The following is a 25,694-nucleotide window of genomic DNA, read 5'->3' on the forward strand; positions in this document are numbered from 1 at the left end:
CGTCAGCCGTGAACGTCCGGCGAGCCGGGCTCGTCGGCGGCTTCGGCCGGCTCCGGGACGAGATACAGGCCGGTGGGCGCGTTCGCAGTGAAAGCGAGGGCGTCGACCCAAGCCCGGTTGATCGACGGCTGGCGGCCGCCGTAGTACTTGTAGACGATCGAGCTTCCGGGGTGCACCCACACGGTCGTGCGGCCGCCTCCGACGCTGGCATCCTCCCGCCAGCTGAACGCGAACGGCTCTCCGCGGCGCAGCTTCGCGCTGATGACGAGCTGCAGGTGCGTCAGAGCGCGGTCTTCGATCTCGACCTTGACGCCGCCTTCGTAGATGAACTTGCCCATGATCTGTAGCGTAGTGCCATGGGCCTGATGTTCTATGGCGGCACGAACGACGCGATCTGGATCGAGGATCGCGCCCTCGCGCACCTCAAAGTGGTCATCGCGACGAAACTGCGCCGCAACGAGAGCTTCACGCTCTCATGGCGCCATCCTGACGGTTCCGGCCGTTCTACGATCTGGCTGCATCCGGCGATTCCGCTGCGCTTCGTGTTCGACGAACCGGAGCCGCCGCCCCTGTCGTCGGAGTGGGTCACGGCGATGGCGAACTCGGCGAATTCCAGCGGCGGAATCTCGCTGGTGCCGGAGCAGGTGGACCCCGGCGGCTCTGCACAGCCCTGAGCGCGGGTCAACCCCCTCGTGACGAGATCGCCGCCGTCCTAGCGTGAAGGCACCGAGCGAGGAGGACAGCGCATATGAATTCTCACGATGAACGACAGCCGCATCAGCCGACGACCACCCACGCCGAGTGGGGCGCGGGCAATCCGCATCTGACGATCACGCGCGACGACGACCGGTTCGTGTTCAACCTCACCGCGGATGCCGTGCGCATCGGCGCCGCAGAGGGCAATGAGCTGCAACTGCCGGAGACCGACCCGGTACACGCCGAGATCATGCACGATGATCAGGACGAGTACGTGCTGACACTGCACGGGGCGGGCGAGATGAACGCCGTCCCCAGCGCCGCCGAGACAGGAGCGAGCGGCCGTTCGGAGATCCTTCGCACCGGGGCCCGGTTCACGGCGGGTCCGTGGACGCTGGTCTTCGGCCGGGAGGAGTTCGCCGACCATGGCCGCCCGTACGGGGGCCGCACGGGCGGCGAATTGTCCGACCAGCCCCCGCAGCCCCAGCGCCCCGACTATTCGGAGGGCGCGCATCGCGACTCCGATGACGCGCGCGCACCGGAGGGCGCAGGCGACGAGGTCAGGGACGGCTGAGGATCACCGGCGGACTCTGCCGGGCACGCGATCGACTGTCAAGGCCCCTTACGACGACCGGGCCTGCACCTATCGTCATCGCATCCGCACTCGAGGAAGGGACCAGGACCATGACCATCACCCGTGACATCATGACGCCGGCACCGCGGTGCATCGGCGAGAACGACTCGCTGAGCATCGCGGCATCCGTCATGTCCGAGTTGGACGTGGGCGCGCTCCCGATCTGCGGGGAGGATCGACGGCTCAAGGGGATGCTCACCGACCGCGACATCGTCGTGAAGGCCGTCGCCTATGGCCTCGATCCCGAGAGCACGCCGTCACGCACCCTCGCGGCCGGAAAGCCCATCACCGTCGATGCGGGCGACGACATCGGCATCGCCGTCGATCGGATGCGCGAGCACCAGATCCGGCGGCTGCCGGTGATCGAGGACCATCAGCTGGTGGGGATCATCAGCCAGGCGGACATCGCACTCGCGCTCAGTGCCGAGACCACGGGCGCGACTGTGGAGGAGATCTCTCGACAGGGAGTCTCATGAGCCTGTCGGAGGCGCGGACGACGGACGATGTGGCGGCGGTCGGCGCGATCGCACGACGGAGTGGTCTGCGCATCGCAGTCGTCGAATCGCTCACCTCGGGCGGCCTGGCCCACGCTGTCGGGGCAGGCCCCGACGCGTCCGAATGGTTCGTGGGCGGGATCGTCGCTTACATGACAGAGGTCAAAGAGGTGCTCCTCGGCGTCGCCGCAGGCACCGACCCGACCTCGCCCGAGTGCGCCGCGCAGCTGGCAGCCGGCGGGCGCGAGCTGTTCGCCGCCGATGTCTGCGTCGCCACGACCGGTGTGGGTGGTCCGGACTCCGAGGGCGGGCACCCACCGGGGACGGTGTACCTGGGCTGGGCGACCGAGGGCGCGCAGGGACACAGGCTCATCGAGCTGAGCGGATCTCCCGAGGACGTGATGGCCGCGACGGTCGCGTCGGCGATCGATCTGATCCTCACCACCGTGCAGACCGCAGTGCGGACGGCCGACCTGGGATGAAGGAAGAAAGACGGACAACGAGAAGAAGGAGCAGATCATGCCTCGTGGCGCGAACTCACGACTGAAGGACCCGGAACTCTACGAGGAGCTGCGCGATGACGGCGCTTCCAAGGAGAAGGCAGCACGCATCTCGAACGCCACCGGCGGAACGAAGAAGGGGCGCTCAGAGGTCGGTCGTCGCGGCGGGAAGTCGGGCGACTACGAGGACTGGACCGTCGACGAACTGCGTGGGCGCGCCAAGGAGCTCGGCCTCAGCGGGTACTCCGGGAAGCGCAAGGCCGATCTGATCAAGCAGCTCCGCGAGCACTGAGCAGCGGCCCGCCGCGAACCCTCAGCGCCGCGGGAGCACCGTGAGCACGCGGGCGACGTGCTCGCGGAACTCGTTCATGTAAGCGCGAAGGAACTCCTCCGTCTCGTGCTTCGTGATGGTGCCGTCCTCCTGGAACACCTCTTCCGTGAAGTGGATGTACGCCTCTGGTGCCGTCATCTGACGCGCGTTGCAGAACACCAGGACGGCTCGAAGGCTCTGCTGCGCGACGGCCGTGCCGATGACGCCGATCGAGGCGCCGATGACCGCGGCCGGCAGGTGGTCGAACGAGTTCTGACCCCAGGGACGCGACGCCCAGTCGATCGCGTTCTTCAGCGCACCGGGGATCGACCGGTTGTATTCCGGCGTGACGAACAGCACGGCGTCGCTGGACTCGATCGCGGTCTTGAGCTCGCGGGCTTCGGCCGGATAGTCGGCGTCGTGGTCCGGGCTGTACAGCGGCAGGTTGCCGATGGGGATCTCGGTGAACTCGAGGTCATCGGGTGCGACGCGGATGAGCGCTTTCGACAGCACGCGATTGATCGAGGTGGACGAAAGGCTCCCGACGAAGTATCCGACCTTGTACGACATGGCTTCTCCTCACACTTGGGTGGCGAAGAGACCAGTGTGCTCCGCGAACAGCGCAGACGTAACCCCCTTGCGGCCGGGCCGGTCGCGTCCGGGTGGTCTTTGTCAGATGGATTGTCAAGGGTGCTCCCCTGCGCTTCTTCCTGCGCGAGGATCGGCGCCAGCGACGGAAGGGGAGACGAGATGCCGGAGAGCAGTGAGGCGAAAGGTGCCATGCGCATCGCGTTCTGGTCCTGGATGGTGATCATCGTGGGCGGGCTCGCGCTCATGATCGTTCTGCCCCTGGCGGGGAGGTGACCGCCATGCGTCGATTCCTCCGCAGCGGCAGCCTCAGTTTCGCCTTCCTGATCATCTTCGTGCTCGCCCTCGTCGGTCAGTCCCTCGCCGGCCACGCGTACAACAACGAAGAGCTCGCACAGCACGGCCAGCCGCCCGTCGGCTACCTCGACTTCGTGACGTCCTCGGACTTCCTCGTCGACGTCGCCGAGAACTGGCAGTCCGAGTTCCTGCAGTTCTTCCTCTTCATCCTGGCGACGATCTGGCTGATCCAGCGAGGATCGCCCGAGTCGAAGAAGGCGGGCGACGAAGGTGTCGGCACCGATGAGGAGCAGCATGTGCGCTCGCACGCCAGGTCCGATTCGCCGCTCTGGGCCAAAGCCGACGGCATCCGGCTCTGGATCTACTCCAACTCCCTTCTGCTCGTGATGGGTGCCGTATTCCTGTTCTCCTGGCTGGCGCAGTCCCTTGCGGGTCAGGTGGTGGCGAACGAGCAGAACGCCCAGCACGGACTGCCTGCGCTGTCGTGGGGCGACTACGTGCTGTCCCCCGAGTTCTGGAACCGCACGCTGCAGAACTGGCAGTCGGAGTTCCTCGCGGTCGGCGCGATGGTCGCCTTCTCGATCTACCTCCGCCAGCGCGGATCCAGCGAGTCGAAGCCGGTCGGGATGCCGCACCACATGAGCAGCGTGGAATCGGAGTAGGTGTCAGGCCTGGTCGCTCGCGTCGGCGTCATCCGCCCATCGCAGTGCGGCCACCGGCTCGCGAACCGGTCGGTCGTCTCTGGGCGCATCGTCGGCGACGGTTTCTTCTTCCTCGATCAGGACGCGCGCGTCGGTGAGTACGGCCGCACGCGCCAGCGCTTCGGCCACGGAGACCGTCGCGAGGACGGTGGTGCCGAGCCGTTCGGACTCATCCGCGGCGAGCCACGGCGGCCCGTCGAGTGCGAGGAGCGTGCGCTCGTCGTCGAGCATCCGCGCATCGAGCAGCAGTGTCTCCACGCGTGCCTGCTGAAGTGCGGCCACGACATCCGCGATGCCCTCCGCGCCTCCGCTGCCGCTGTCCACCGCCGCGCGATCGCGGACCTCGCCGATGGCGGCGCTCATGCGCTCACGGATCGCGTCGGCGAGCGCCGCGTCGAGTTCGGCGGAGTCCGCGCCGTCGGCGCGCGTGTGCGCGTCCACTTCGACCACGAGAGCCCGTTCTGTGTCGGTCAGCGCCTCGCCGAGAAGCTGACGTGCCCGTACATCGCCGGCGATCGCCACGAAGGCAGGATGCTGTTCCCTGATGAGAGCGCTGACCGCTGAGGCGACATCGTCCTGGTTGTGCTTCCAGACGTTCTCGGCGTACCGGTGATATTTGGCGTGCGCCATTCCCCCTGCCTGAACCTTGGTGATGTCGACTGTGTCGCCCTCGATCTCGGTATGGTCGTCGCTGCGCCCATGGCCGGATGTCTCCAGCCGGATGTCGGCACCATCGCGGCTGGTCTCCACCACGAGGTAGCGGGTGGTGGCGCTCAGGTGGCGCAGCAGCGGCAGGATCGACGGCACGGGTCCGTGGGCCATCCGTTCCGGACCGATCCGGGCCCCGATGAAGCCTTCGTCCAGTTCGACGACGCCCGTCCTTGCGAGCACGACGCGCGCGGATGGGCTCGGGAGTCCGTTCCGGCTCTCGAGCGCAGACTCGATGGCCTCGGCATCCTCGGGCGGCGCACCCGCCTGGGCGAGTCGCTCGCGCACGGAACGGCGAAGCGCCTCCTCCTCCACCTGCGGAAGCACACCCGGACCGTCCGCATAGGCGCAGGTCCAGGGGCCTGAACGGCCGAGAAGATCGACAAGACGTTGGTCACTCATGTCCGCTCCCCTCGTCTGCGTCGGCTCGGGCGTCAGCGGCCCGCTCATCCGACTCCGTGGCGTGCTCACCCGGCTCCTCGTTGCGGAAGGCGCGCTCCGTCGACGCGTCGTCGGTGTCGTCGGGCAGCGGTTCGGTCTCGCGGAAAGGCTCGGCGTGCGGGCTCCCGTGTCCCTGCACCATCCCTCGCGTCTCCTGCTCCATCTGGTCGTCCAGCTGCGGGCCGTGCTTGCTGTTTCCTCGCTGAGATTCAGACATGTCGGTCTCCTCCTCTTCGCTCGTCACTCGTCCTGCGCTGCGGCTTCGCCGTCGTCGGTCTCGGGCTCCTCGTCCTGCGCCGGTTCGGCGTCGAAGTCGGTGCTCTCCTTTGCCGGCAACGTCTCCTCAGGAATGAAGGGCCGTTCCTCATCGGGAATCGCACGTGGTTCGGACATGATGCCTCCTCTGCTCGTCGCGAACCCTCAGTCTCATCGCCACGGCTGATTCACGGTCGGGGGTTGACATCGCCGCGACGATCATCGACATCCCCGATTCTCGAGATTCCTATGACATGACGAACAGGGAGGTCTACCGTTTCAGTCATGGGCATACTCTTCTACGACAGTTCAGGGAGCCCGATCCATATCGAGGACCGGACCCTCGCCCACCTGAAAGTCGTGATCGCGACCCGGTTGCGCAGGCATGAGAGCTTCACCCTGTCGTGGCAGCATCCGGAAGGCGAGCCCGGCGGTCGCTCGACGATCTGGCTGCATCCGTCGATTCCGCTCCGGTTCGTGTTCGACGAACCCGAGCCTCCGCCCCTCAATGCGAAGTGGATCGAGGCGCTGATGAACTCGGTGAGCTCCACCGGCGGTATCTACCTCGTCGACGAGGTCGAACCACCCGCATAGCGTCAGAGTTCGACGCGCAGCGTCTCCGGCTCGTTCTCGGCGATCTCGGGATGCCGCATCAGATTCACGATGGCGGCGATCAGGCCGCCCCACACCGTGACCATGGCGATGATCATGAAGGCGATCGCTGCAGCGGTCATGCTCCTGCTCCCTTCGACGAGGATGCCGATGGCACACGGATCGCGCCGGTCTCGGCATCCGGCTCGTAACTCTCCTCGACCAGGAAGTCGTCGTACTCCGGGTCGTCCTTCGCATGCGAGCGGCCGCTCCACGGGATGAGCGAGAGCACGACCGCGAGGATCACGAGGGCGATCACCATGCCCCAGCCGAAGATCGACAGGAACCAGTCGGGGTAGCCCTCGTAGGGCGTGTTGATCTTCGTGATCAGCTCACTGATGAAGAGGTAGCCGAGCACGATCGGGGCGAGCAGCCCCACCAGCAGCTTCCAGATCAGGCCGACGCGGAAGCTCGAGCGGCGGTTGAGGTGCTCCTGCAGGACGGGCAGCTTGTGCAGAACCCACGAGACCGCGATCACGGCGACCAGCGCGACCGCCATGATGCCGAAGGCGTTGACGAAGGCATCCGTGGTGTCGAGCACGGCGAGCGCGGTCGTCGTCGAGAAGAACGCCATCGAGATGACGGCCAGCGGAATCGTCACGATGAGGGTCGCGCGCACGCGTCCCCAGCCGAGCTTGTCCTGGATGGCGGCGACGATCACCTCGAGGATGGAGATCATCGAGGTGAGGCCGGCGAAGGTCAGCGCACCGAAGAAGAGGACGCCGATGATCGGGCCGCCCGCTGCCTGCGAGACGATCGTGGGGAACGCCACGAATGCGAGACCGATGCCGGCGGATGCCACGTCGGAGACCTGCGCGGACTGGGCCTGCGCCATGAAGCCGAGCGCCGCGAACACGCCGATGCCGGCGAGGATCTCGAAGCCCGAGTTCGCGAATCCGACGACGAGACCGGATCCGGTGAGGTCGGTCTTGCGCTTGAGGTACGACGAGTAGGTGACCATGATGCCGAAGGCCACCGACAGCGAGAAGAAGATGTGCCCGTACGCCGCGGCCCAGACCCCTGGGTCGGCGAGCGCCGCCCAGTTCGGGGTGAAGAAGGCGTTCAGTCCGTCCATGGCGCCGGGGAGGAACAGCGACTGGACGACCAGGACGACGAACATCAGGGTCAGCAGGGGCAGCAGCACCATGTTGGCGGCGCCGATGCCGCGCTTGACGCCGAGCCCCATGATCACGATCGTCACGCCCCAGACGACGAGCAGCGGGATGCCGACCTGCGGGACGAACTCCAACGAGATGCCTCCGGCGACGTCGCCCATCTGCAGGAACTCGCCGAAGAAGAAGTCGTTCTCGTTCCCGGCACCCCAGGAGAGCTGGGCCGAGAACCAGGTGTACATCGCCGCCCACGCGATGATGACGGCGTAGTACACGGAGATGACGACGCAGATGAGCACCTGCCACCAGCCAAGAGGTTCGGCGGCGCGGTGCATGCGGCGAAAGGCGAGAGGCGCGGACCCGCGGAAGCGGTGGCCGATCGCGTAGTCGAAGAACAGCAGCGGGATGCCGGCGGTCAGCAGCGCGCACAGGTACGGGATGAGGAAGGCGCCACCACCGCCCTCGTAGGCGACGTACGGGAATCGCCAGATGTTGCCGAGGCCGACGGCGGAGCCGATGGCCGAGAGGATGAAGACGTTGCGCGATCCGAATGCCTCGCGCTTGTGAGGCTGCGTCACTGCGGTGCTCATGACAGCTGACCCTACCCCAGCGGCCGTGTCGCGGTCAGTCCTCGTGGTTCTTCGACTTGCCGTCGATCCCGTCGAGGAGCTCCTTCAGCGACTTCTCTATCGTGTCGTGCTTGTACTGGCCCGCACGGCTCTCCCCCGAGATCACGGCGCACCGGTGGAGCGTGCGGAAGTCACCGTACGGAAAGTGATAGCGCCCCTTCGTGTCCTCGCCCATCTCGGTGTCCTCGCCGAGGTGCCATTTCGCGAATTCGGCGAGACCGTGCTCGGAGATGAAGTCGTTCTCCTGGTCGGTCGTCGGGGCGTGCTCGCTCCAGTCATCGCGCTCGTCGTCGGTGAACTCGCCACGGCGCAGCAGGCCGCGCGCGTGCGTCAGTGCGGAATCGTTCAGCTGCATTGTCATGCCTGCACGAAACCCGAGCGAGAGTCGCTCGTGGAGGCCGTTGACAGCTGTGCACGTCGGGAGTAGCGCGCTAACTCCGCGCGGTGAAGATCCAGTCCGCGACAGCGGGGATGTCGACGCCGTGTTCGCGCGTGTGGCGACGCGCGGCCTCGCGTGCCGCCACGAACTGGGCGCGAGCATCGGCGGCGCGCTCCGAAAGACCGGGCACGCGGTCGATCGCGTCGATCGCGAGGCGGTAGCGGTCGATGTCGTTGAGCATCAGCATGTCGAACGGCGTCGTGGTGGTGCCGCGTTCGCGATAGCCGTGCACGTGCAGGTTCTCGTGTCCGTTCCGTTTGTATGCGAGCCGGTGGATCAGTGCCGGATAGCCGTGATAGGCGAAGATGACCGGGCGATCGGTCGTGAACAGCGCGTCGAAGGCGGCGTCCTCGAGGCCCGTCGGGTGCTGCTCAGGCGACTGCAGCGTCGTGAGATCGACGACGTTGACGACGCGAACCCGCAGGTCGGGGATGCCGTCGCGCAGCAGCTCGGCGGCCGCGATGACCTCCTGCGTCGGCACGTCCCCGGCTGCGGCGAGCACGACGTCGGGAGTTTCGTCTGCGCGCACGTTCCCTGCCCACGGCAGTGCTCCGATGCCGCGCTCGACGTGCGTGCGAGCATCGTCGAGGCCCAGCCACTGCGGCGCGGGCTTCTTTCCTGCCACGACCACGTTGATGCGGTCGGTGGCGTCGAGGCACTGCGCCATTGTGACCAGCAGCGTGTTCGCGTCGAACGGCAGATACACCCGCACGATGTCGACGCTCTTGTTCAGCGCGAGATCGATGAACCCGGGATCCTGGTGCGTGAAGCCGTTGTGGTCCTGCTGCCAGACGTGGCTCGACAGCAGATACGTGAATGCGGGGAGGGGTTCGCGCCACGGCACTTCCGCGCAGGCCTCCAGCCATTTCGCGTGCTGGTTGAACATCGAGTCGATGATGTGGATGAAGGCCTCGTACGAGGTGAAGATGCCGTGTCGTCCCGTGAGGGTGTACCCCTCGAGCCATCCCTGGCACAGATGCTCACTGAGCACCTCCATCACCCGGCCGTGCGGGGCGAGATGCTCGTCCACCGGCTCGACGGCGGCGTTCCACTGCTTCTCGGTCGCCTCGAGAACGCGTGGAGCCAGCCGATTGGACTCGACCTCGTCAGGGCTGAAGATGCGAAACGTCTCGGGGTTGCGGCCGATGAGATCGACGAGCCATCCGCCGAGCACCTCGGTCGCGCCGGCGTCGGATCCGCCGGGTGCGTCGACCTCCACGGCGTGGGCATCGGCTCCGGGGACATCCAGTTCTCGACGAATCCCGCTTGCCTGCGGGATCGCGCTCATCCGTCGCGCACCCTGCGGGCCCCAGCCTGCCGTGGCCGCGCGTGGGGCTCCGGCCTCGTCGAACAGCTCGGCCGGTCGATACGAGCGCAGCCAGTCCTCCAGCATCCTGAGGTGGTCCTCATCACCGTGCACGTCGCCGAGGGGCACCTGATGGGAGCGCCACGTCCCCTCGACAGGCGCGCCGTCGACCTCTTCGGGTCCGCTCCATCCCTTCGGGGATCGCAGCACGATCATCGGCCAGGGCACGCGCGAGCCGTCGGCTGCGACTTTGCGCACACGGTCGATGCCGTCGAATGCGCGATCGAGTGCCGCGGCGAAGCGCTCGTGCGCTGCGGCCGAAGGATCGGAGGCATCGATGGTGACGAAGATCGGGTCGTACCCGTATCCCGTCATCAGCGCCGCCAGCTCGCGCTCGGGGATTCGGGCGAGTAGCGTCGGGTTCGCGATCTTCCAGCCGTTCAGGTGCAGGATCGGCAGCACCATGCCGTCGCGCCGTGGATCGAGGAACCTGTTGCCGTGCCAGGCGGTGGCCAGCGGCCCGGTCTCCGCTTCGCCGTCTCCGACCACGCAGACGACGGTGAGGTCGCGATCGTCGAGGACGGCACCGAAGGCGTGCGCCAGGGAATAGCCGAGCTCTCCGCCCTCCTGGATGGATCCGGGTGTCTCCGGTGCGGTGTGGCTCGGCACCCCGCCGGGATACGAGAACTGCCGGAAGAGCTCTCGCATGCCGGTCGCGTTCCGTGGCACGTCCGGATACAACTCGGAGTAGGTGCCGTCGAGCCACGCGTTCGCGTTCATCGCCGGGCCGCCGTGCCCGGGGCCGGCGATGAACAGCACCGGTTCGTCGCGCTCGACGATCACCCGGTTCACGTGTGCGTAGACGAGGTTGAGCCCTGGCACGGTCCCGAAGTGACCGAGCAATCGCGGCTTCACGTCGTCAGCGGCGAGGGGTTGCGAGAGCATCTCATCGCCCTGCAGGTAGATCTGTCCGACACTGAGATAGTTCGCCGCCCGCCACCAGCGGTCGATCCGGTCGAGTGCTTCGTCATCGGCTGCCATGTCCCTCTCGATACGCGTGTTCACCGCGACCTGTCAAGGGCGTCGACGGCGCTTGTGCCGGGCATCCTGTGCGTGCTGGTCCGGCAGACCGCTGTCGCGTAATGTCGCCAGCATGCGCGGAGGATCCGATCGGCCCGGCGATGGCTGACCCGTCTCTGGCCGATGCGGCCGCCGAGTTGTACGTGGTCCCGCCGGGCGAGTTCGTCGCCGAGCGGAACGCGCGCGCCAAGCAGGTGGAGGATCGAGAGCTCGCCGAGCAGATCCGGACGCTGCGGAAGCCGTCGATCGCGGCCTGGGTCGTGAACGTGTTCGCCAGGGAGCGCGCCGACCGGCTCGGACAGGCTCTGCAGCTCGCCGCCGAGCTGCGGGAAGCGCAGGAGGATCTCGATGCGCGCACGCTCTCGAAGCTCGGCCGCGACCGTCGTGCGCTGACGAGTCAGCTCGCGCGCGAGGCGGCGTCGCTCGCATCGTCGGGCGGCGCTCGGATCACGGACTCGACGGTGGAGGCGGTGCAGCAGACGATCACTGCCGCGTTCTTCGACCCGGATGCCGCGACCGCTGTCGCCTCCGGCAGGCTCGTCCGCGAGCTCGAGCCGTCGAGCGAGTTCCCGCTCGACTTCGATGCGACCGTCGGCGGGGGTGCGCCGGAGCGCACTCCCCCACCTTCCCCGCCCGCGGACGAGGTGCGCGAGCGTCGCGAGCGGAAGGAGGCCGAGAAGGCCGTGCACGCGGCCGAGCGCGATCTCGAACGAGCCAAGCGGGAGCAGGCCAAGGCGGACAAGGAGCGCGAAGCCGCGGCATCCCGCGCCGATCGGCTCGAAGCCGAGGTCGAAGAACTCGAGGCCCAGCTCGCGCGTGCGCGGGCGGAGGCGGAGAAGGCGCGCGCGGCCGTCGAGGAGACGACCGGCCGTGCAGCGGAGGCGGCGGAGGGCGTCCGCAGCGCGGAGTCCGCCGTCGAAGAGGCGCGCTCCGCGCTGGAGCGCCGCGGCCGGGCCTGAGTCGGCGCGGCGTCAGGAGCTGCCGACCGTCGATTCCAGCTTCGACATCACCTGGTTGATCGTGAACGACGCCGACTCCTGCCGCGCCGGAAACTCGGCGAGCGTACCGAGCATCTTCGCGACATAGGCCTGCGCGGGAACGAACAGGAACACGTGGTCGAGCACCCAGTCCCAGTACGTGTTCGAAGTGATGTCCGCGCGCTCGAAGGGGTCGGTGCGGAGGTTGAACAGTTTCGGGAAGCGCAGCTCGACGTAGGGCTCCTGCCAGACCCGCAGAGTTCCGATGGCGCGCTGCTCGAGGAACACGAGTTTCCAGTTGTCGAAGCGCAGCGCCGTGAGGTCGCCGTCGTCGGAGACGTAGAAGAAGTGTCTGCGCGGACTGTGCTCGGCGGCACCGGTGATGTAGTCGAGCTGGTTGTGTCCGTCGAGGTGCACCCTGTACTCGGTGCCATGCAGTTCTGTGCCCGTCTTCAGACGCTCGGCGATGTCGGCATCGCCGACTGCGGCCAGCAGTGTCACGAACCAGTCGTTGTGGCTCACGATGCCGTTGAGCGTCGTTCCGGCGGGGATGTGCCCGGGCCAGCGGACCATCGCTGGGACGCGGTATGCGCCCTCCCAGTTGGAGTTCTTCTCGTTGCGGAACGGCGTCATTCCGGCATCCGGCCAGCTGTTCATGTGCGGGCCGTTGTCGGTGGAGTACATGACGATGGTGTCTTCGGCCAGCCCGAGCTCGTCGAGCAGATCCAGCAGGCTTCCCACGACGTCGTCATGATCAAGCATCGTGTCGTGGTACTCCGACTGCCAGCGCCCGGCACGGCCCTTGCTCTCTTCCTTGGTGTGCGTGCGGAAGTGCATGTGGGTCGAGTTGAACCAGACGAAGAAGGGAGTGTCGCTGTCGGCCTGCCGGCGGATGAAGTCCGCCGCCGCGTCGCGGAACTCCTCATCGACCGTCTCCATCCGCTTCTTGGTGAGGGCGCCGGTGTCCTCGATGCGCTGAGTGTCGTCGTCGTTCGCCCAGGAGTGGATGACGCCGCGAGGACGGAACTTCTCGCTGAAACCGGGGAACTCCTCGTCGGTGGGATAGTCGGGATGCTCCGGCTCCTCTTCCGCGTTGAGGTGGTAGAGGTTCCCGAAGAACTCGTCGAAGCCGTGCGCGGTCGGAAGGTGCTCGTCGCGGTCGCCGAGGTGGTTCTTGCCGAACTGTCCCGTGGCGTAGCCGTGATGCTTGAGCGCGTCTGCGATCGTCGGGTCCTCGGGCTGGAGCCCCAGCTTCGCGCCGGGCATCCCGACCTTGGTCAGACCCGTGCGATACGGATTCTGCCCGGTGATGAAGGCGGCGCGGCCCGCGGTGCAGCTCTGCTCGCCGTAGTAGTCGGTGAACTTCGCGCCCTCGGCGGCGATCCGGTCGATGTTCGGTGTCCGGTACCCCATGAGCCCGTCGGAGTACGTGCTCAGATTCGAGATGCCGATGTCGTCGCCCCAGATGATGAGGATGTTGGGCCCTGCAGCCATGAGTGCTCCTTGGTTCGACCGGGGATCGGGGCGGATGCCCTCGGCGGAATCCAAGCAGGGATCAGTGTCGGAGCCCAGCGGTTCTCACTCGGAGCGGGTGAGCCGGAAACCGATGTGCGACATGCCGGTGTCCTCGGCCTGCGGCGACCTGGCCGCGGGCCGGAAGCGCAGGCAGTAGTCGGGCGAGCAGAGGTGCGATCCGCCCTTGAGGACGCGCCGCGGGATGTCGGGGAAGCCCTCCTGGGCGCTGGCGGCCGCGAGGAGGTTGGTCCGCTTGCCGGCATCGACGGGGGTGTCCGACAGCCGCAGGTGCCGCGGGGTGTAGAAGTCGGTCGTCCACTCCCAGACGTTGGCGATCATGTCGTAGAGTCCGTAGCCGTTCGGCGGGTACGAGCCGACCGGGGCCGTGCCGCCGGCGCCCTGATTGTCGTACGGGAAGCGTCCCAGCCACGAGTTGGCCTGAGCGACGCCGCCCGGATAGGCCTCGTCGCCCCAGGCGAACGGTGTTCCCTCCGACCCGCCGCGCGCGGCGTACTCGTGCTCTGCCTCGGTGGGCAGCCGCATCCCCGCCCAGTCGGCGTAGGCGACGGCATCCTCGAAGGCGATGTGCACGACCGGATGCCGCATCCGGTCGTCGATCGATGAGTCGGGCCCGAACGGTCGGCGCCAGAACGCCCCGGCCTGCCAGCGCCACCAGTTGCGCCAGTTGCGCAGATCCGTCGGACCGGGTGTCGGGGTGAACACCATGGAGCCGGGAACGAGATCGGCGGGGTCGGCGCCCGGGAATGCGGCCGGGTCGAGTGGGCGCTCCGCGACCGTCAGGTACCCGGTCGCGTCGACGAACTCGGCATACTGCTCGTTGGTCACCTCATACCGGTCGATGAAGAACGACGAGACCTCCCGTTCGTGGACCGGTCGCTCATCGGGATAGAAGTCTTCGGACCCCATCAGGAAAGTGCCGCCCGGAATGCGGACCATGTCGCGCGTGTTCGTCACAGGACTCAGCGTAGTGTTCCGAGTGGAGGCTCCGAAGGGTGCGGTTCGTCACCGACCTCGGACTGCGCGGCGCGCAGTGCCAGTCGCATTGCCGCGAACACGTCCGCGTAAGCCGGATCCGATGCGACATTGAGCAACTCATCGGGGTCCGCGTCGAGATCGTACAGCTCCCACTCCCCCGGATACGTGAACGTACCGGTCCCCGGCAATCCGAGACCATCGTTGTAGAAGTAGATGAGTTTGTGGTGCGCCGTGCGATAGCCGTAATGCGCCGGCGCGCGATGGAAGACGTCATCGTGCTCCCAGTACCGGTAGTAGAAGCCATCCGGCGTGTCCGAAGCCGCCGTCGTGCCGCGGAGGTCCGGCAGGAAGGTGCGGCCCTGCATCCGCGCTGACGCCTTGACGCCCGCGGCATCCAGAATCGTCCGGGCGAAGTCGACGTTCGTGACGATGCCCTTGTGTCGAATACCAGCGGATATCTGCCGCGGGTAGGACATCACCAACGGCATTCGGATCGATTCCTCGTACATGAAGCGCTTGTCGAACCAGCCGTGATCGCCGAGGAAGAACCCCTGGTCGGAGGCGTACATCACCAGAGTGTCATCGAGTTCGCCGCGCGCGCGAAGCCAGTCGGTGACGCGGCCGACGTTCTCGTCGACGGCCTCGACGCAGCGCAAGTAGTCCTCCATGTAGCGCTGGTACTTCCACAGCGCCTCGTCCTCATAGGACAGTCCGGCGGGCGGCTCGGCTTTCAGGTCTTCGGCATTGAGGTGTTCGGCGATCCGCATCGCGCCGCGGCGTGCCGATGACGTCCGCGTCGAATAGTCGTCTTCCCATGTGCGTGGAACGGCGATCGGCTCACGATAGAGATCCGCGTGCCGTTCGGCAGGCTGCCACGGACGATGCGGCGCCTTGTGCCAGATGAGTACGCACCAGGGCTCATCCCCTTGCAGCGATTCGAGCCATCGCAGAGCGAGATCGGTGATCAGGTCGGTCGCGTATCCCTTCTCGGTCCGCAACCCGCCCGCGGTGAGGAATGTCGGATCGACGTACTCGCCCTGCTCGATCAGCACGTCCCAGTAATCGAACCCCTGAGGGTTGTGCCCGTCGCCGTCACCCATGTGCCATTTGCCGACGATCGCGGTGCGGTACCCCGCGTCCTTCAGCTGCGAAACGAACGACGGCTGCGAAGCATCGATCGGCGTCACCAGGGTCGTCACGCCATTGATGTGACTGTACGTCCCGGTGAGGATCGACGCACGGCTCGGCGAGCACAGCGAGTTCGTCGCGAAGCAGTTCTCCACGAGCGCACCGGCCTCGGCGATCTCATCGATCCGCGGTGTGGTGTTGACCACCGAGCCGTACGCGCCGATCGCGTGAGCGGCGTGATCATCGGTGAGGATCAGCACCACGTTCGGCCGGGTCATGCGAGTGAGGCCTCCCCGCTGGCGCGATACGTCGTCTCGTCGAGGCCCGACTGGGTCGGATCGTAGTCGACCTCCCCTACGTCGTACATCGTCGTCATCCAGTGATAGAAGTTGTCTCCGCGCTCGCGCAGCACGTTGTAGAGCCGCTTCATCATCCGCTGACGCACCGACAGCATCTCCGGGTGGTCGTAGGCGTTAAGAAGCTCGTCGGGATCGGCGTGCAGGTCGTACAGTTCGTTGACGGAATCGGGATTCACGACCAGCTTGTACCGGTCGTCTCGAAGCATCCGCTGCGGGTACGGGAAGTGATGCCCGTGGAACTCACACACGATGTCCTGAGCCCAGTCCGGCTGCTGCTCGCCGCGTGCCATAGGCAGCAGGCTGCGCGAGTCGATCGCGGGCGACGGGTCGATGCCGGCGAGGTCGAGGATGGTCGCCGTCGCATCCAGCAGGCTCACGAACTCCGTGCGCACCTGGCCTGCCTCACCACCCGGCACTCGCAGAATGCCCGGCGTGCGATAGATGTCCTCATACATCGCAGGACCCTTGTCGTGCAGGCGATGCGATCCGGTGAACTCGCCGTGGTCACAGGTGAAGAACACCGCGGTGTCGTCGACGAGGCCGAGCCGCTCGAGCGCGTCCATCACACGACCGATCTGCTCGTCGATGAGTGCCACATAGCCCCAATAGATCGCGATGAGCTTGCGCGTCACCTCGAGCGGCATCGTGTCGAACGTCCAGTGCGCGCTGTAGTTGCGCTGCACCGGCGGCTTGCCCTCGAACGTCTCGGCGATCGATTTCGGAAGCTCGATCTGCTCGGGATCGAACATGTCGAAGTACGCATCGGGAACGATGTACGGCAGATGCGGACCGAAGAAGTTCAACTCGAGGAAGAACGGCTTGCCGTCGCGCTCGCCGTCGGCGGCGTACCGCTCGAGCAGCTCGATCGTGCGTGTGGCCAGGTAGTACTCGAACGTCGCCTCCACCGGCTGGTGAAGCCGGGCAGCCAGAAGGTTGCCCGGCCCACCATTGGGCAGCGTGCCGCGGATGCGATCGCTGATCCGGTACGGCGGAAGGTCGCGCTCGCGCAGGAAGCCGAGGTAATCCTCATTGTCGACGGGATTGTGCCAGCCGGGAAGGTCGGGGCCGTCGAAACCGAAGTCCGCCGCGTTCTTCTCGGTGCCGGCATGCCACTTGCCGACGAGCCCCGTGTTGTAACCGTTCTCTCGCAGCGCCTCGACGAAGGTGAAGCTGCCTTCCTCGAGGTCTTCGAGATACCCGACGTTGCGCTCGTGGTTGGCGAGCACCCTGTGTCGGAACGGCGCCTGCCCGGTAAGCAGGCTCGCCCGTGCCGGCGTGCAGATGGCGGTCGGCGTGTACCAGCGGTCGAACCGCGTGCCTGTGCGCGCCAGTTCATCGAGTACTGGGGTCGCCGCCAGGGCGTTGCCGTAGGCCCCGAGCGTGTCCGCCCGGTGCTGGTCGGTCATGAGGAAGAGGATGTTGCTCGGCATCAGGAACTTACTCGCCAGCCTTCAGGAACAGGTCGCCGGTGTAGAACTCGGAGGGGTCGACGGGAGCCTCGAGCTTGCCGGCCGCCACGAAGTAGTCGACCATCCCCGAAAGCCACGCGTTGACGGTGCCGTCCTCGGTCAGCGTGTCGATCTCGTCGAGCGAGAGCACCTGCACGTTGCCCGCGTCCGCCTTGACCTGCGCCGGGTCGAGGGCCGAGAACTCGGCCGTGAGCTGGATCGCCTCGTCGAGGTTCTCGGCCCTGAACTCGGTGGCGTCGCGCAGTGCCTTGAGCACACGGTCGACCTTCTCCGATTCGTCCGCGACGACGTCGTTGCCCGCGACGAAGACGGTCGGGAACGAAACCGTGTCCTCGAAGTCGCTGTTCTCCGCGAGGGTGACGAGGTCGGGCACCTGCTGCTCGACGGTAGCGAGAGCGGGGTACCAGAATCCGGCGCCGTCCACCTGCTTCGACGAGAGGGCGGCGACGATCGCCGCCGGCTCCATCGCGACAGCGTCGATGTCGTCCTTCGTCATCCCCGCTTCCTCGAGCGCGAGCGTCAGGATCATGTCACCGGAGGTGCCCTCCGGGTACGCGACGGTCTTGCCCTCGAGGTCTTCGATCGAGTCGATGCCGGCCTGGGCGACCACGCGGTCGGCCTGGCCGAGGGTATTGATGGCGACGACCTTCGCCTGACCGGATGCCGGCAGCCACATGGCGCCGGGACCGATGTAGCCGAAGTCCAGGTCGCCGGTGCCGAGCGCCTGGATCTGCAGTGGACCGTTGGTGAACGTCTGGGCGTTGACGTCGAGTCCGTACTTGTCCCAGAGTCCCTGGTCTTCGGCGATGGCCAGCAGGCTCGTGCCGTTGAAGTCGGGGATGTAGCCGAAGTCGACGTCGAGTACGTCGGTGTACTCGCTCTCGACGTCTTCTGACCCGGTGGTCTCGCCGCCGGACGCTGTGCAGCCGGCGGCCGCGAGGAGGACGGCGGTGCCCACGGCGGCGGAGCCGAGGAGCTTTCGGGTGAATCGCATTGCAGTTCCCTTCGGGGTGGGTAGGTGCGTCAGGATGACGCGGTTCCGGCGACGATGCCGGCTTCTTGGTGGTAGACCGAGTGCCATACGCGGTTGCGCAGTTCGGTGAACTCCGGGCTCAGCCGGATGTCTTCCGCGCGCGGGTACGGCAGGTTCACGTCGATGACGTCGTAGATGCGCCCGGGGCGGGCGGCCATCACGATCACGCGGTTTCCGAGGAACACCGCTTCATCGACGTCGTGAGTGATGAACATGACGGTGCGCTTCTCGCTGCTCCAGGTCTCGAGCAGCTGTTCCTGCAGCTTCACCCGAGTGAGCGCGTCCAGAGCCCCGAACGGCTCGTCCATCAGCAGGATCGACGGGTTCACCGCGTACGCCCGCGCGATCGCGCAGCGCTGCTTCATGCCACCGGAGAGCATCTTCGGTAGCGCGTCGGCGAACTGCTCGAGGCCGACCATCCTGATGAAGTGCTCGGCGCGTTCACGCCGTTCGGCCTTGGGAAGGCCTGCCAGCTTGAGACCGAACTCGACATTCTTGCGCACGGTCAGCCAGGGGAACAGCGCGTACTGCTGGAAGATCACTCCGCGCTCCGGGCCCGGCCCGTGCACGCTCTTGCCATCGACGAGCGCTTCACCTGCTGTGGGCTCTTCGAGCCCGGCGAGGATGTTCATCAGTGTCGACTTGCCGCATCCGGAAGGGCCCACCACGGTGACGAACTCGTTGTCGGCGATGTCGAGATCGACCCGTTCGAGTGCGACGAACTCGGTGTCCTTGAGTTCGAAGGTCTTGCGGATGCCGCGGACGGAGATCTTCGCGGGGTTCATCGTGTCGTTCATCGGCGCTCCTGCCATGCGGTGAGCTTCGTCTCGGCCAGAAGAAGAAGTCGATCCATCGCCAGGCCGAGGATGCCGATGATCACGATGTTGACGAAGATCGTCGCGAGGTCGTAGTAGATCTGGGCCTGCTGCATGCGGAATCCGAGGCCGGCCTGCGCGGCGAGCAGCTCTGCGGCCACGAGCGTCGCCCAGGCGGAGCCCAGCCCGACGCGCATGCCGACGAGGATGAACGGCGTCGAGGCCGGCACGATCACCCGCGCGAAGATCGTGCCGTCCTTCGCCCCCAGCACACGCGCCGCGTTGATCAGCGTGCGATCGACGCTGACGACGCCCTGGTAGGTGGAGATCACGCAGGCGAGGAAAGCCGCGAGGAAGATGACGAACACCTTCGGAAGCTCGCCGATGCCCATGAGCACGAGCACCAGCGGCAGCAACGCCAGCGGTGGGATCGTGCGGAAGAACTGGATCCAGGGCTCGAACAGACCGCGCGCCGCGGTGTACCAGCCCATCAGGAAGCCGACCGGGATCGCCGCGGCAGTGCCGAGCAGGAAGCCGGTGAGCACGCGGGCGAGACTTGCGATCACGTCCTCCTGGACGATACCGGCGTTCCACATCTGGATCGACTTCTGCAGCACCTCGGGTGGTGTGGGCAGCTGCAGCCCGCTCTCGGCGAGCGCCCACCAGATGGCGATGCCGCCGACGATGGACACCGCGTTCAGGATGAGCAGCTTCGCGCGCTTGGAGATCCGTCGCCGCGTCCTGCGTCCGGCGTCCGGCCCGGGCAGGGCGACGCCGGTCGTCGCGCTTCCCCCGGCGGCGACGGATCGGGCGGCCGCCTGCTCCATCGAATCGGTCATGTCGATCACCTGCTCCATCGGTCGCCCCGTGGGACTTCTGCTCTGGGTCGTGCGCTCATCGTGCGCTCCTTCGGTGCTGGGGTGCGGGTTCGGCCGGCACGGCGTCGGGGTAGCCGGCCAGCAGTGGGGACTGGTGGAAGATCGCGGCGATGGCACCGAGTGCACCGCCGTTGTCACGCAGCTGCGCGGCGCGCACGATCTGAGGTTGGTCCGAGGGGATGGAGTACAGCTCGAATCGCAACGCCGCTGCGGCCGCCTCGACGAGCGCGGGCGCGACGTGCACGATCTCCCCGGCGATGACGACTTCACGAGGATTGAGCACCATGGCTGCGGCACCGAGGACTCGGCCGATGGTCGAGCCGACCTCGCGGAGCACCGCATCGACGTGGGGGTCGCCCTTGGCCACCGCCGCCTCGAGGTCTTCGAGAGTGTCGATCTGCGCGCCGGCTTCGCGGCACACGCGCATGATCGCGGGGGCGGATGCGACCGTCTCCAGGCATCCGCGCTTGCCGCATCGGCAGGTGGTGCCGGTCGGATCCGCTGTGACATGGCCGAGCTCTCCGGCGAAGCCGCTTGAGCCGGTGGCGAGGCGTCCGGAGACGACCAGTCCGCCGCCGACGCCGTCGGCGAGCCGAAGGTAGAGGAGGTTGTCGACGGCATCCGGTCGGGCAATCGCCTCGGCGAGCGCCGCGAGTCGGGTGTTGTTGTCGATCATCACCGGCGCGGCGAAACGTGCCGCGAAGGCGGCTTCGACGCCCTCGGGCGCGATCCGGCCCTTCCAGTTGACGGCCGGTCGGTTCGAATGCGTGGCGGTGTACGGACCAGGCACGCCGATCCCGACCGCCTGCAGTGCGCCGAAGTGGACTCCGGTCTCCTCGGACAGCTGGTCGATGCGGTCGAAGGCCCGGTTGATGCGATCCGGCCATGCGGTGCCGTCGGCATACCGGGCGACGCCCTGCGCGATCACTTCGTGAGAGGCGTCGGCGACCACGATGTTCACTCGTCGGTGGCCGAAGTCCACGCCGAGGTACTGGCCGGATTCCGGGTCGAGCGCGAGCCGCTCGGCCGGCCGTCCGCTACCGGCGCGGGTCGACGCGTCCGTGTCCGCCACGACGATCGCTCCGCGCTGGAGAAGCTGGGCCGTGATCTCGGAGAGGGTCGTGCGCGAGAGCCCGACGCGCGCTGCGAGGTCGCCACGGCTGAGCGCTCCGTGCGCTCGCAGTGCGGCCAGCACGCGTTCTTCGTGTGTCCGGCGCACGAGTGCGTGGACTCCGGTCGTCATCGACATGAGAGCAAGAATCTCAGGGGCGAATTTTTCCGTCAACACCCCGACAGAAAAATCCGCGTATTTGATCGAACCGCGTCATAACTGCTGCCCCGGCCCGCTCCCACGGACCGGGGAGCAGCGTCACCTGACGGTGACCGTGACCGGCTTGGACGCCGTCTCACCGTGGGCGTTGATGAAGACGACAACCAGCGTGTGCGTGCCCGACGCTATGCCGACGAGATCGATCGCGGCGTGCTGAGCGGCCGGAGTGGCTGCGGTCAGCGAGCCGGACCCGACTTCCGCACCGTCGAGTTCGAATCGGTATGTGGTCGCGTTCGTCCCCCACCACAGGTTTGCGGAGGCGGTGAACTCATCGTCACGATCCCAGTTGTCGTGCGAGACGACCGGCGCCGACGGTGCGGCATCCCGCACGGTCACCGTCGTCGAGGTCGTGCTCGTCGCGCCGTACGGGTTGACCAGCTCGGCGGTGTACTCGTAAGTGCCGTTGTCCTTGTCCTCGACGGGCACGACGACATGCTGCGGTGCGCCCGCTGTCGCATCGAGAGCCTGTTCGTGCACCAGCTCGCCATTCTCGTAGATGCGCACCGATCGGCCCGGCGTGCCCCACCACAGGTCCATCGCGATCTCGTAGACGCCGTCGTGCAGCCCGTGCGAGTGTCCGCTGGTGTTCGACAGCGTCGCATGGCCGGGGGCCCGCGAATCGATCGAGCCCTGCGCGACAGTCAGCAGATCGCCGTTAGGCCCGGAATGCTCCAACCGCACGACACCGGGCAGGGCGGCGTCATCGATCCTCGACGGATCCGCCCAGTGGCCGGCGTTGGGATTGCGGAAGAACGTCGCCCAGACCGTGCCGTCCTCATCCTCGAACATGTTGTTGTGGCCAGCGCCGATCGCGGCCGTGTACCGCGGTGAGTACGGCCCCTCGAAGGAGTCAGCGACGGCAACGATCGCGTCGTACTGGTCTTTGACTCCGCCCGAGTCCGGCAGATACGACCAACGGGGATCATCCGGAGTGCCGGATTTCAGCGCCCACGCGGCATGCATCAGGTAGTACTTGTCGCCGACTTTCGTCACCGTCGCGCCCTCCAGGTAGGGCTCCGGGCTGTACGCCTGCTGATCGAACCTCGGCAGGTTCTTCGGGTTCTCGAGGTTCTCCATGTCCGGCGTCATCTTGGAGTAGAGGTCGTTGTGCAGCACGAGATAGTTCGCATCGCCGTCCTGGAAGAGCCCGCCGTCGATGTGGTAGTACTGCGGATCCGTCGCCCTGACCGGCTCACCCAGCGGGTGATCGATGCTCGCCTCGATATTCCGGTACGGCCCCTCCGGCCCTCCGTCGCTGACGAGCATGAACGTGCCGGTGAGTCTGCTCTGATCGCCCATGGTCGCGGCCAGATACCACTTCCCGTCGATGTAGTGCAGTTCGGGAGCCCAGACGTTACCCGCCTTGGTGGCCGGGTTGTTCGGATTCTTGTATGACTGCCTGCGCCACGACCGTGCGGTCGGGGGTGTTCTCTCCGACGAACTCGGGCGACCAGACCTTGCCCTTGGGCTGGTCGGGGTGGATGCCCTTGGTGTCGACCAGCTTCCACGGCCCCTCCAGAGCAGGAGCGACCCACACGTAGATGCCGTCGTTCCACGGCGCGGCCTTCTTGAGTCCTGGCACTCGGGTTGTTCCGGTCGCGACGTAGATCGTCTCGCCGTCCACCTCGAAGCGGTTCACGTAGGTGTCCCTGATCCACACCTGGCCGCGCTGCTCGTCCTGCGGACGCAGCTCGAGATCGAGGATCATCGAGTTGTGGTCATCTGGCATGAGCTCGAGGCTGCTATCGGCCGTGCCGTAGGGGGCGTCGGGCACGGCGTCCGCCGTCGAGGTCACGGGCGGCGATGGGTCGGCGCTGGCACTCGTCCCGCCTCCCACGAGCATTGCGGCTGTCAGCACTGCGGCAGTGAGCACAGTTGTCGGGGATCGCATCGGATGGTTCTCCTTCATCATCGAAGGCGCCGAATGGGCGCGCGTCAGCGCCGTGCCTGCGGCACGACGAAGATCGGATCCCTGCTGGCGCGCGAGTCGCTCGGACTCGACGCGCAGGAGGATCCTGGGTGTGTCCGACCCATGAAACGGGCAGTGATTTATTCCGTCAAGAGGCCGACGGAAAGAGATCCGGATGCTGTCGGCATCCGCGTTGGCCGACGCTCGGCGATCTTCAGGCTGAGTGCACCGCGGTGACGATCACGACCGCGAGCGAGACGATGCCGATGGCGAGCACCACACCGGCCAGACTCGCGATCATCGTGGCACCGGGCAGCATCCCGCGATCGCCGTCGCGGCCGAGCACGTCGTTCACGGCGCGGTAGCGTCGGCGCGCAGCGAGCCAGAGCGTGGCGGCGATCGCCAGTCCGGCGACGCCACCGAATGCCCAAGCCGGATGGCCGAACGCCACGGGGAGCAGTCGCAGCGCGACGAGCGAGCCCGCACCGAGGGCGAGCGCCGTGCGCCGCCACGCGAGTTCGGTGCGCTCGGGCTGCAGCCCGGGATCGAACAGTGTCATCGCAGCAGGATCGCCAGCAGCAGGAGCACGCCGGCGAGCGTGACGGCGACCCCGAGCACCGCGCCGAGCGGTGACGAGGGCAACGGCTGCGCGAGGCGCATCGCCCGCTCAGCGCTCCCCCAGCCGAACCAGGCCAGCACGGGTGTCACGATGCCTGCGATCACGAGCACGAGGGATGCTGCCAGCCGCAGCCCGGGGTGCAGCTCCAGCCCGAGGAGTTCGAGCGCGACACCACCGGCGAGGAGGGCGAGTGCGGTGCGGATCCAGGCGAGGAAGGTGCGCTCATTCGCCAGGGTGAAGCGCGCATCGGGCTCGGTCCCGTGTGCGTACACCGAGGCGGGGAAGCGTCGACGATCGCTCACAGAGCCACCGTCCGGACCGCTGAGCCACAAGTCATCTTCGCCCTCCGTATCGACGCTGTCTCGATGCTACCGATGCATCACACCGCGCTGACACGCGAGAACCATCTCGAAGCGCGCTCGAGCGCGCACGCGCTGGTACGGTGACGTCGGTGGACGCTGCGTCCCTGGGGCCGGCCGAGCTGGGAAGAACTCGACATGAAGCGAACGTCACGGTGGCATCTGGCGCACCTCGCGATGCTCGCTGCGATCCTCCTGCTCGTCGGCGTGATCTCACCGTCGCTCATCCCCGGAGAACCTGCAGCGGCCGCGACGAACGGCCAGATGGTGTACCCGGCATCGGGCTCGATCGAGTCCAAGGTGGGCGACGGATGCCGCTCGAACCACCGCGACCATGACGGCGTCGACATCTCCGGCCAGGGCGGCACGCCCATCCTCGCCGCATACGACGGCGTCATCAAGACGCGTGCCTCTAACAGCGGCTACGGCTACTACGTCGACATCCAGCACGCGGCGGGGTACGTCACGCGGTACGCCCACATGGCCGCGCAGGCATCCGTCGCCCCGGGTGCGAGAGTGGCGCGCGGCCAGCAGATCGGGGTCGTCGGAAACACCGGCGCGTCGACGGGCGCTCATCTGCACTTCGAGGTGTGGCGGAACGGATCCGTCTACACCGCGATCAATCAGGGCTTCGTCTGCCTGTCCAAGGTCACGCGGGGCAATCCGATCCCCCTGGTCTTTCCCGGTCTCAGCACCTCACCGCTCTCGCCGGTTACTTCGGCCGACTACAACGGCGACGGGAGAGCCGATCTCCTTGCGGTCGCCGGGGACAGCGATCTTCAGTTCCTCGCCGGCAACGGCAAGGGCGGGTTCCTCAAGGCGTCGATCGTCACCGGCGCATGGGGAATCCACCGGCACCTGACCCACACGGATCTCAACGCAGACGGAAGAGCGGACATGCTCGTCGCCCGCAGTGACGGGGTTCTCGAGTACTACGCGGGCAACACCACTGGAGGCTTCGGCGCTTACGGCACACCCGGATCCGGGTGGTATGACCTTCAGCATGTGACCTCGGGCGCCGACTACACCGGCGACGGCATCCAGGATGTGCTCGGCGTCTCAGCGGCCGGCGTGCTCAAGATCTACCGCGGGGACGGCACCGGAGCGCTCCCCGGACCGCACACGGTGGTCGGAAGCGGGTGGAACACGATCCGGTACATCGTCGGCGGCGACTTCAACGGCGACCGACTCGGTGACCTCATGGCCGTCGCCGACAACGGAACCCTCTACTTCTACCCCGGACTCGGCGGCCGCTTCGGGACCAGAGTCTCACTCGGAAGCGGTTGGGGTGCGATCACCGCGCTCACGGGAGGCGTGGACTACAACGGAGACAAGCACCCCGATCTGATCGCTCGCACCACGGCGGGTGAACTCCATCTGTATCCGGGAGACGGGACGGGACGGCTCAAGAGCCGGATCCTCATCGGCTCCGGGTGGGGCGGCTATCTCCAGCTCGAGTGACGCGC

At 66.9% G+C, this 25,694-nt stretch carries 30 protein-coding genes; 9 read left to right on the plus strand and 21 right to left on the minus strand.

Features of this window, described 5'->3' with window-relative positions; translation table 11 throughout:
- Positions 1–2: 2 nt before the first annotated feature.
- A complete protein-coding gene (locus IM776_RS13110) occupies positions 3–338 on the minus strand; it encodes a DUF7882 family protein (RefSeq protein ID WP_194420525.1) in 336 nt (111 codons plus the stop codon).
- Between the two features lie 18 nt (positions 339–356).
- Here IM776_RS13110 and IM776_RS13115 point away from each other — a divergent pair, with 18 nt between their 5' ends.
- The 5 genes from IM776_RS13115 to IM776_RS13135 all read left to right on the plus strand — a co-directional run bounded on the left by IM776_RS13115 (position 357) and on the right by IM776_RS13135 (position 2,616).
- On the plus strand, positions 357–674 hold the full coding sequence (locus tag IM776_RS13115; protein WP_194420526.1) for a DUF7882 family protein: 318 nt from the start codon (positions 357–359) through the stop codon (positions 672–674).
- A 74-nt stretch (positions 675–748) separates the two neighbouring features.
- Positions 749–1,270 carry a hypothetical protein gene (locus IM776_RS13120; protein ID WP_194420527.1) on the plus strand — a complete coding sequence of 174 codons (522 nt, stop codon included), beginning with the start codon at positions 749–751 and terminating at the stop codon, positions 1,268–1,270.
- 110 nt (positions 1,271–1,380) lie between these two features.
- Positions 1,381–1,806 carry a CBS domain-containing protein gene (locus IM776_RS13125; protein ID WP_194420528.1) on the plus strand — a complete coding sequence of 142 codons (426 nt, stop codon included), beginning with the start codon at positions 1,381–1,383 and terminating at the stop codon, positions 1,804–1,806.
- The gene (locus IM776_RS13130; RefSeq protein WP_194420529.1) at positions 1,803–2,306 is read left to right on the plus strand and encodes a CinA family protein; all 504 of its coding nucleotides are present in this window, start codon (positions 1,803–1,805) and stop codon (positions 2,304–2,306) included. The genes IM776_RS13125 and IM776_RS13130 overlap by 4 nt, the downstream gene beginning before the upstream one ends.
- A 37-nt stretch (positions 2,307–2,343) precedes the next feature.
- Complete coding sequence (locus IM776_RS13135) at positions 2,344–2,616, plus strand: DUF7218 family protein (protein WP_194420530.1); 273 nt, start codon at positions 2,344–2,346, stop codon at positions 2,614–2,616.
- Between the two features lie 21 nt (positions 2,617–2,637).
- Here IM776_RS13135 and IM776_RS13140 read toward each other — a convergent pair whose 3' ends face one another.
- A complete protein-coding gene (locus IM776_RS13140) occupies positions 2,638–3,204 on the minus strand; it encodes an NADPH-dependent FMN reductase (RefSeq protein ID WP_194420531.1) in 567 nt (188 codons plus the stop codon).
- Positions 3,205–3,503: 299 nt separating this feature from the next.
- Between IM776_RS13140 and IM776_RS13145 the strand changes: the two genes are divergently transcribed.
- Positions 3,504–4,181, plus strand: coding sequence for a DUF6766 family protein (locus tag IM776_RS13145; RefSeq protein WP_194420532.1), 678 nt, complete (start codon positions 3,504–3,506; stop codon positions 4,179–4,181).
- A 3-nt stretch (positions 4,182–4,184) separates the two neighbouring features.
- On the opposite strand, the gene IM776_RS13150 is transcribed toward IM776_RS13145, so the two are convergent.
- From IM776_RS13150 to IM776_RS13160, 3 genes are read right to left on the minus strand one after another with little or no spacing between them, the layout of a single operon-like run.
- A complete protein-coding gene (locus IM776_RS13150) occupies positions 4,185–5,330 on the minus strand; it encodes a baeRF2 domain-containing protein (RefSeq protein WP_194420533.1) in 1,146 nt (381 codons plus the stop codon).
- The gene (locus IM776_RS13155) at positions 5,323–5,586 is read right to left on the minus strand and encodes a hypothetical protein (protein WP_194420534.1); all 264 of its coding nucleotides are present in this window, start codon (positions 5,584–5,586) and stop codon (positions 5,323–5,325) included. The genes IM776_RS13150 and IM776_RS13155 overlap by 8 nt, the downstream gene beginning before the upstream one ends.
- A 23-nt stretch (positions 5,587–5,609) precedes the next feature.
- On the minus strand, positions 5,610–5,762 hold the full coding sequence (locus tag IM776_RS13160) for a hypothetical protein (RefSeq protein ID WP_194420535.1): 153 nt from the start codon (positions 5,760–5,762) through the stop codon (positions 5,610–5,612).
- A gap of 147 nt (positions 5,763–5,909) precedes the next feature.
- Between IM776_RS13160 and IM776_RS13165 the strand changes: the two genes are divergently transcribed.
- Positions 5,910–6,218, plus strand: coding sequence for a DUF7882 family protein (locus IM776_RS13165; RefSeq protein WP_194420536.1), 309 nt, complete (start codon positions 5,910–5,912; stop codon positions 6,216–6,218).
- 2 nt (positions 6,219–6,220) lie between these two features.
- Here IM776_RS13165 and IM776_RS13170 read toward each other — a convergent pair whose 3' ends face one another.
- The 4 genes from IM776_RS13170 to IM776_RS13185 form a co-directional block, all read right to left on the minus strand.
- Positions 6,221–6,358 (minus strand): methionine/alanine import family NSS transporter small subunit, encoded by a 138-nt coding sequence (locus IM776_RS13170; protein ID WP_194420537.1) that lies wholly within the window; start codon positions 6,356–6,358, stop codon positions 6,221–6,223.
- Entirely contained in the window at positions 6,355–7,977 is a 1,623-nt protein-coding gene (locus IM776_RS13175; protein ID WP_194420538.1) for a sodium-dependent transporter, read from the minus strand. Before IM776_RS13175 ends, IM776_RS13170 begins: the two co-directional genes overlap by 4 nt.
- 34 nt (positions 7,978–8,011) lie before the next feature.
- A complete protein-coding gene (locus IM776_RS13180; protein ID WP_194420539.1) occupies positions 8,012–8,377 on the minus strand; it encodes a hypothetical protein in 366 nt (121 codons plus the stop codon).
- Positions 8,378–8,447: 70 nt separating this feature from the next.
- The gene (locus tag IM776_RS13185; protein ID WP_194420540.1) at positions 8,448–10,802 is read right to left on the minus strand and encodes a phosphoketolase family protein; all 2,355 of its coding nucleotides are present in this window, start codon (positions 10,800–10,802) and stop codon (positions 8,448–8,450) included.
- A 140-nt stretch (positions 10,803–10,942) separates the two neighbouring features.
- Between IM776_RS13185 and IM776_RS13190 the strand changes: the two genes are divergently transcribed.
- Positions 10,943–11,800, plus strand: coding sequence for a transposase (locus tag IM776_RS13190; RefSeq protein ID WP_194420541.1), 858 nt, complete (start codon positions 10,943–10,945; stop codon positions 11,798–11,800).
- Between the two features lie 12 nt (positions 11,801–11,812).
- Here IM776_RS13190 and IM776_RS13195 read toward each other — a convergent pair whose 3' ends face one another.
- The 12 genes from IM776_RS13195 to IM776_RS13245 all read right to left on the minus strand — a co-directional run bounded on the left by IM776_RS13195 (position 11,813) and on the right by IM776_RS13245 (position 24,171).
- A complete protein-coding gene (locus IM776_RS13195; RefSeq protein ID WP_194420542.1) occupies positions 11,813–13,312 on the minus strand; it encodes an arylsulfatase in 1,500 nt (499 codons plus the stop codon).
- An 84-nt stretch (positions 13,313–13,396) separates the two neighbouring features.
- Complete coding sequence (locus tag IM776_RS13200; protein WP_194422651.1) at positions 13,397–14,290, minus strand: formylglycine-generating enzyme family protein; 894 nt, start codon at positions 14,288–14,290, stop codon at positions 13,397–13,399.
- Between the two features lie 23 nt (positions 14,291–14,313).
- Complete coding sequence (locus IM776_RS13205; RefSeq protein WP_194420543.1) at positions 14,314–15,735, minus strand: sulfatase family protein; 1,422 nt, start codon at positions 15,733–15,735, stop codon at positions 14,314–14,316.
- Positions 15,732–17,246 (minus strand): sulfatase family protein, encoded by a 1,515-nt coding sequence (locus IM776_RS13210; RefSeq protein ID WP_194420544.1) that lies wholly within the window; start codon positions 17,244–17,246, stop codon positions 15,732–15,734. The genes IM776_RS13205 and IM776_RS13210 overlap by 4 nt, the downstream gene beginning before the upstream one ends.
- 7 nt (positions 17,247–17,253) lie before the next feature.
- Entirely contained in the window at positions 17,254–18,279 is a 1,026-nt protein-coding gene (locus IM776_RS13215; RefSeq protein WP_194420545.1) for an aliphatic sulfonate ABC transporter substrate-binding protein, read from the minus strand.
- Positions 18,280–18,308: 29 nt separating this feature from the next.
- On the minus strand, positions 18,309–19,115 hold the full coding sequence (locus IM776_RS13220) for an ABC transporter ATP-binding protein (protein WP_228479762.1): 807 nt from the start codon (positions 19,113–19,115) through the stop codon (positions 18,309–18,311).
- Entirely contained in the window at positions 19,112–19,972 is an 861-nt protein-coding gene (locus IM776_RS13225; protein WP_228479763.1) for an ABC transporter permease, read from the minus strand. The genes IM776_RS13220 and IM776_RS13225 overlap by 4 nt, the downstream gene beginning before the upstream one ends.
- Positions 19,973–20,027: 55 nt before the next feature.
- The gene (locus tag IM776_RS13230) at positions 20,028–21,260 is read right to left on the minus strand and encodes an ROK family transcriptional regulator (protein WP_228479764.1); all 1,233 of its coding nucleotides are present in this window, start codon (positions 21,258–21,260) and stop codon (positions 20,028–20,030) included.
- A 120-nt stretch (positions 21,261–21,380) separates the two neighbouring features.
- Positions 21,381–22,679 (minus strand): family 43 glycosylhydrolase, encoded by a 1,299-nt coding sequence (locus IM776_RS13235; protein WP_228479992.1) that lies wholly within the window; start codon positions 22,677–22,679, stop codon positions 21,381–21,383.
- A gap of 16 nt (positions 22,680–22,695) precedes the next feature.
- On the minus strand, positions 22,696–23,232 hold the full coding sequence (locus tag IM776_RS15895) for a glycoside hydrolase family protein (protein ID WP_228479765.1): 537 nt from the start codon (positions 23,230–23,232) through the stop codon (positions 22,696–22,698).
- A gap of 232 nt (positions 23,233–23,464) precedes the next feature.
- Positions 23,465–23,809 (minus strand): DUF202 domain-containing protein, encoded by a 345-nt coding sequence (locus IM776_RS13240; protein ID WP_194420547.1) that lies wholly within the window; start codon positions 23,807–23,809, stop codon positions 23,465–23,467.
- Positions 23,806–24,171 carry a YidH family protein gene (locus IM776_RS13245; RefSeq protein ID WP_194420548.1) on the minus strand — a complete coding sequence of 122 codons (366 nt, stop codon included), beginning with the start codon at positions 24,169–24,171 and terminating at the stop codon, positions 23,806–23,808. The genes IM776_RS13240 and IM776_RS13245 overlap by 4 nt, the downstream gene beginning before the upstream one ends.
- A 195-nt stretch (positions 24,172–24,366) precedes the next feature.
- Here IM776_RS13245 and IM776_RS13250 point away from each other — a divergent pair, with 195 nt between their 5' ends.
- A complete protein-coding gene (locus tag IM776_RS13250) occupies positions 24,367–25,689 on the plus strand; it encodes a VCBS repeat domain-containing M23 family metallopeptidase (RefSeq protein ID WP_194420549.1) in 1,323 nt (440 codons plus the stop codon).
- Positions 25,690–25,694: the final 5 nt, after the last annotated feature.

This window comes from Microbacterium abyssi (genome assembly GCF_015277895.1).
In the GTDB taxonomy this organism is placed as follows: domain Bacteria; phylum Actinomycetota; class Actinomycetes; order Actinomycetales; family Microbacteriaceae; genus Microbacterium; species Microbacterium abyssi.

Coding starts and splice junctions, on each gene's coding strand:
- IM776_RS13110 (WP_194420525.1), bottom strand. CDS start 338: ATGGGCAAGTTCATCTACGAAGGCGGCGTCAAGGTCGAGATCGAAGAC.
- IM776_RS13115 (WP_194420526.1), top strand. CDS start 357: ATGGGCCTGATGTTCTATGGCGGCACGAACGACGCGATCTGGATCGAG.
- IM776_RS13120 (WP_194420527.1), top strand. CDS start 749: ATGAATTCTCACGATGAACGACAGCCGCATCAGCCGACGACCACCCAC.
- IM776_RS13125 (WP_194420528.1), top strand. CDS start 1,381: ATGACCATCACCCGTGACATCATGACGCCGGCACCGCGGTGCATCGGC.
- IM776_RS13130 (WP_194420529.1), top strand. CDS start 1,803: ATGAGCCTGTCGGAGGCGCGGACGACGGACGATGTGGCGGCGGTCGGC.
- IM776_RS13135 (WP_194420530.1), top strand. CDS start 2,344: ATGCCTCGTGGCGCGAACTCACGACTGAAGGACCCGGAACTCTACGAG.
- IM776_RS13140 (WP_194420531.1), bottom strand. CDS start 3,204: ATGTCGTACAAGGTCGGATACTTCGTCGGGAGCCTTTCGTCCACCTCG.
- IM776_RS13145 (WP_194420532.1), top strand. CDS start 3,504: ATGCGTCGATTCCTCCGCAGCGGCAGCCTCAGTTTCGCCTTCCTGATC.
- IM776_RS13150 (WP_194420533.1), bottom strand. CDS start 5,330: ATGAGTGACCAACGTCTTGTCGATCTTCTCGGCCGTTCAGGCCCCTGG.
- IM776_RS13155 (WP_194420534.1), bottom strand. CDS start 5,586: ATGTCTGAATCTCAGCGAGGAAACAGCAAGCACGGCCCGCAGCTGGAC.
- IM776_RS13160 (WP_194420535.1), bottom strand. CDS start 5,762: ATGTCCGAACCACGTGCGATTCCCGATGAGGAACGGCCCTTCATTCCT.
- IM776_RS13165 (WP_194420536.1), top strand. CDS start 5,910: ATGGGCATACTCTTCTACGACAGTTCAGGGAGCCCGATCCATATCGAG.
- IM776_RS13170 (WP_194420537.1), bottom strand. CDS start 6,358: ATGACCGCTGCAGCGATCGCCTTCATGATCATCGCCATGGTCACGGTG.
- IM776_RS13175 (WP_194420538.1), bottom strand. CDS start 7,977: ATGAGCACCGCAGTGACGCAGCCTCACAAGCGCGAGGCATTCGGATCG.
- IM776_RS13180 (WP_194420539.1), bottom strand. CDS start 8,377: ATGACAATGCAGCTGAACGATTCCGCACTGACGCACGCGCGCGGCCTG.
- IM776_RS13185 (WP_194420540.1), bottom strand. CDS start 10,802: ATGGCAGCCGATGACGAAGCACTCGACCGGATCGACCGCTGGTGGCGG.
- IM776_RS13190 (WP_194420541.1), top strand. CDS start 10,943: ATGGCTGACCCGTCTCTGGCCGATGCGGCCGCCGAGTTGTACGTGGTC.
- IM776_RS13195 (WP_194420542.1), bottom strand. CDS start 13,312: ATGGCTGCAGGGCCCAACATCCTCATCATCTGGGGCGACGACATCGGC.
- IM776_RS13200 (WP_194422651.1), bottom strand. CDS start 14,290: ATGGTCCGCATTCCGGGCGGCACTTTCCTGATGGGGTCCGAAGACTTC.
- IM776_RS13205 (WP_194420543.1), bottom strand. CDS start 15,735: ATGACCCGGCCGAACGTGGTGCTGATCCTCACCGATGATCACGCCGCT.
- IM776_RS13210 (WP_194420544.1), bottom strand. CDS start 17,246: ATGCCGAGCAACATCCTCTTCCTCATGACCGACCAGCACCGGGCGGAC.
- IM776_RS13215 (WP_194420545.1), bottom strand. CDS start 18,279: ATGCGATTCACCCGAAAGCTCCTCGGCTCCGCCGCCGTGGGCACCGCC.
- IM776_RS13220 (WP_228479762.1), bottom strand. CDS start 19,115: ATGAACGACACGATGAACCCCGCGAAGATCTCCGTCCGCGGCATCCGC.
- IM776_RS13225 (WP_228479763.1), bottom strand. CDS start 19,972: ATGACCGATTCGATGGAGCAGGCGGCCGCCCGATCCGTCGCCGCCGGG.
- IM776_RS13230 (WP_228479764.1), bottom strand. CDS start 21,260: ATGTCGATGACGACCGGAGTCCACGCACTCGTGCGCCGGACACACGAA.
- IM776_RS15895 (WP_228479765.1), bottom strand. CDS start 23,232: ATGCGATCCCCGACAACTGTGCTCACTGCCGCAGTGCTGACAGCCGCA.
- IM776_RS13240 (WP_194420547.1), bottom strand. CDS start 23,809: ATGACACTGTTCGATCCCGGGCTGCAGCCCGAGCGCACCGAACTCGCG.
- IM776_RS13250 (WP_194420549.1), top strand. CDS start 24,367: ATGAAGCGAACGTCACGGTGGCATCTGGCGCACCTCGCGATGCTCGCT.